Raw genomic sequence first — 3,726 nt, forward strand, 5'->3', positions numbered from 1 at the left:
GCGGTCTCCCTGACAAACCTTCAAGGATCAACGCTCACCTCGCCGCAACGACCCAGGGATCTTGGAAAATGCTCTAGCCTGCAAGAACGCGGACGAGGCCCGACGCGAGGCTGAAAGACGCGCAAACGGCCGCAGCGACGTAGGCGCTACGGCGTTCTGGCGTCCAGCATCCGGGAGTTTGATGACAGCGCCGAGTCAGTCACCTTAGCCGTTTATGGGACGGTCCCGACAGGAGTTGAAGACACGCTGCTGTTTTGACCGTTGGCAATTGTATTATACCTAACAACCGGTGCTATGACGCTCTGCTTGAAGAAAGCGTCATATAATTAAAATGCATTTTATGCCGTGACCTCATTCCGATGGAGGCACGACCGATTGAATCAATGATAGCCGCTATCATGTTCTTTTAGACGCCCCCAATATACCGTCTCAATATTCTCTTTTATTACCTTAGCAGGATTTCCGCCAACGATCGTATGGGCAGGAACATCTTTAATCACGACGGCTCCTGCCGCTACAATACTATGATCGCCGACGGTCACGCCGGGCATAATGATACTACGAGCGCCAATTTGGCAAAATTTACCAATCCGGGTGTGCTCATATTTTCTGCGAACATAGTCGTGCGATAAAATCGTAGCCCCAAAGGATATCGCTGTACCTTCACCGATGTGAATTCCTCGCGGATAGCTTCGATCGAGCTTCGCTTGCAGAGAAATCAAAGTGACAGGGTGGATATCCATGCCCCAGTATTTAGCAAAATACAGCCATTGCATCCATATGAGCTTCCTCCTTATCCAATTTCTAAATATGACCTTCCACGGAACCTTGCCTAGATGCGGCTGGTCTGCGTAAAGCATTGGAGACCTTTTTGTTTAGCTTCGATCAAATCTAATATGTCGCCAGACGATTGACGCTCAGCTCGATGCACAGATATTGTAGGCACATTCTCATTGGGATGGACGCTTATGTATTTGGAAGCTGCAAGCAGATTGTGCTCATAGATACACATATCAGCGCCTAGCCGAAAATAAATTTCTTCTCGGCATTCCGCAATCGTTGGTGCGTACCCAGTCGCGACTATCTCTCCGAGCCAAATCACAGGCCATACATACCAGCCAGGGTGCTCTGCGGGCGCAATGAAAGCTGTGGTCATCTGTCGCTCTTAAGAAAGTTTAATCTCGACAGTGTCAAGCGGTGTTATCGCAGCACGGAAGCGTTGATCCGTTGGTGCCATGTGACGAGAACTTCCACCCTCATAGAGTTCATAACAGCCTGCACGCATTAGAAATGCCTGCCATTTCGACGAGTCTGCATCGGGTGGTACGAGCCGATGACAAAGGCACGAATCTCTACCTTCAAATCGGGCTCGGCATGATGGCTGTAGACGCGATGCGGAATCAGGATCGGTTCTTGCCACACCGGGTCGTCGCTGTCTGGCCAAAGCTCGACAAATCGCTCGTCTCCCACCTCCTTCAGCACTTTTGCGGTCCGTTCGCGCATGTGCCGGCCAAGGTGGATCTGCTCGACGATCACCAGCTCAGCGCTCTGCGGCATGTGTCCGCTGGTCTGGATGTCGACGCAATGGAGAATGTCTTCGTCGACCGCAATGCGATTGATGGAAGTGCCGCGGACGAACAGGCCGTATTGCGCGTGCTTCGGGTATCGTGCGTCCGGCGTGATGGGCGCGCGCTCGTAGATGGTCTCATCGACGGCACCCTCAGGGCTCATCAAGCGGCCGGCCGCAACCTCACCCGGAACCTCGATGCCGTCGCTGTCATCTACGATATGTTCGCCCCCCTCCGCGACTGCGTCCAGGCCTTCAGGAGGGAACATCAAGGTTTCCGCAGAGACGCCGAGGTGCGGCGCCAGGCGCTCGGCCCACTCCTTGGTGAGCTTGTGGCGTGAACCCTCGACCCGAAGGATCTGAGGCTGAGAGGTCTTGGCCGCATTGAACCGCGCCGGGTTTCCCGGAGGCTCCTGATCTTGCGAGGATGGAGCCATGACGAAGCGAACCCCACCCTTTTCCCCTGAAGTCCGCGAGCGCGCCGTGCGGATGGTGTTGGAGCACCAGGGCGAGCATGATTCCCAGTACGGTGCGATCCGCTCGATTGCCGCGAAGATCGGCTGCTCGGGCGAGACGCTGCGGAATTGGGTACGCCAAGCCGAGCGAGACCAGGGCCAACGAGCGGGTCCGACGACGGACGAGCGCGAGCGGATCAAGGCGCTGGAGCGGGAGAACCGTGAACTCCGGCAAGCCAACGAGATCCTGAGAAAGGCATCGGCGTATTTTGCCCAAGCCGAGCTCGACCGCCCGTTCAAGCGATGATCGCCTTCATCGACGATCACCGCGGTGCCTACGGGGTCGAGCCGATCTGCCGCGTGCTGCCGATCGCCCCGTCGACGTACCATGCCCATGCTGCGCAACGAGCCGATCCCGCAAGGTTGCCGGCCCGAGCCAAGCGGGACGCAGCGCTCGTGGCCGAGATCCGGCGCGTGTACGAGGCGAACTTCTGCGTCTACGGCGTACGCAAGATCTGGCGGCAGCTCGACCGTGAGGGGATTCCGGTGGCTCGTTGCACCGTCGCACGGCTGATGCGAGCGATGGGCCTGAAGGGCGTCGTGCGGGGCAAGACAGTCCGGACGACGATCCCTGATCCGGCCGCGGCGTGCCCACTCGACCGGGTCAACCGGCAGTTCAAGGCCGCGTGCCCGAACAGGCTGTGGGTCGCGGATTTTACCTACGTCGCGACCTGGGGCGGCTTCGTCTATGCGGCTTTCGTCATCGATGTCTTCGCTCGCCGGATCGTGGGCTGGCGCGTGTCGCGTTCGGCGCGGGCGGACTTCGTGCTCGATGCCCTGGAGCAGGCCCTGCACGAGCGCCGCCCCTTCGCAGGCAGCGGTCTCGTCTGTCACTCCGACCGCGGATCGCAATACGTGAGCATCCGATACACCGAGCGCCTTGCTGAAGCGGGCATCGAACCCTCCGTCGGCAGCGTCGGCGACTCGTACGATAATGCTCTCGCAGAGACCGTGATCGGACTGTTCAAGACCGAGGTCATCCACCGGCGCGGCCCGTGGCGGTCGTTCGAAGCCGTAGAGTTCGCCACCCTCGAATGGGTAGATTGGTTCAATCACCGTCGGCTGCTCGAACCGATCGGCAACGTGCCTCCCGCCGAAGCGGAAGCGCGCTACTATGCACAAACCGAGGCGCAAGCCTTGGCAGCCTGACCCAAACCAAATGGCCTTCGGGAAACCCGGCGCGGTTCACCGACATCAAGAGTTCATCCGCTTCCTCAACACAGTCGAGGCGGCGGTTCCGGCGGGCAAGATCGTCCACGCGGTCTTGGACAACTATGCCGTCCACAAGCACCCGAAGGTCCGTGCCTGGCTCGATCGCCACCCGCGCTGGACCTTCCACTTCACCCCGACCTCAGCCTCGTGGCTCAATGCCGTCGAGGGCTTCTTCGCCAAGCTCGCAAAACGCCGGCTCCGACGCGGCGTGTTCGGGTCGCTGGTTGAGGTGCAGGCCGCCATCAAACGCTTCATCGCCGAGAGTAACGGCGACCCGAAGCCCTTCGTCTGGACCGCCGACCCGGATCGCATCATCCAGGCCGCAAGGTGCGGGCACCAAGTGTTAGACTCGCACCGCTAGCTGTTTGGTCCCGGCATTTGGTGGAGCGGGTTTGATCTGAAGCGTCCGGGCTCGCCGGACCATGCCTTGCA

General features: G+C 59.2%; 3 protein-coding genes, 1 pseudogene and 1 other annotated feature. Of the genes and pseudogenes, 2 read left to right on the forward strand and 2 right to left on the reverse strand.

Translation table 11 applies throughout. The features are described from left to right. Nucleotides 1–380 precede the first annotated feature (380 nt). Nucleotides 381–776 (reverse strand): acyltransferase, encoded by a 396-nt coding sequence (locus AC6EUL_RS22645; protein ID WP_499872850.1) that lies wholly within the window; start codon nt 774–776, stop codon nt 381–383. 508 nt (nt 777–1,284) lie between these two features. Next, the gene (locus tag AC6EUL_RS22650; RefSeq protein ID WP_499872852.1) at nt 1,285–2,004 is read right to left on the reverse strand and encodes a LexA family protein; all 720 of its coding nucleotides are present in this window, start codon (nt 2,002–2,004) and stop codon (nt 1,285–1,287) included. On the opposite strand from AC6EUL_RS22650, the gene AC6EUL_RS22655 reads away from it, so the two are divergent. Together AC6EUL_RS22655 and AC6EUL_RS22660 are read left to right on the forward strand one after the other, a co-directional pair. After that, nucleotides 2,003–3,231 (forward strand): IS3 family transposase gene (locus AC6EUL_RS22655; RefSeq protein WP_499872854.1). Its coding sequence is split into 2 segments (ribosomal slippage): nt 2,003–2,291 and nt 2,291–3,231, totalling 1,230 coding nucleotides; the frame shifts between segments, so codons are not numbered across the junction. The two genes, AC6EUL_RS22650 and AC6EUL_RS22655, sit on opposite strands and share 2 nt — an antisense overlap. Beyond that, nucleotides 2,284–2,400, forward strand: a sequence feature (AL1L pseudoknot). Its footprint overlaps the gene before it by 117 nt. Before the next feature lie 37 nt (nt 3,232–3,268). Continuing rightward, nucleotides 3,269–3,655, forward strand: a pseudogene (locus AC6EUL_RS22660) (transposase); the annotation flags it as partial. Nucleotides 3,656–3,726 lie beyond the last annotated feature (71 nt).

It is taken from the genome of Methylobacterium sp. 001424705 (assembly GCF_059816145.1).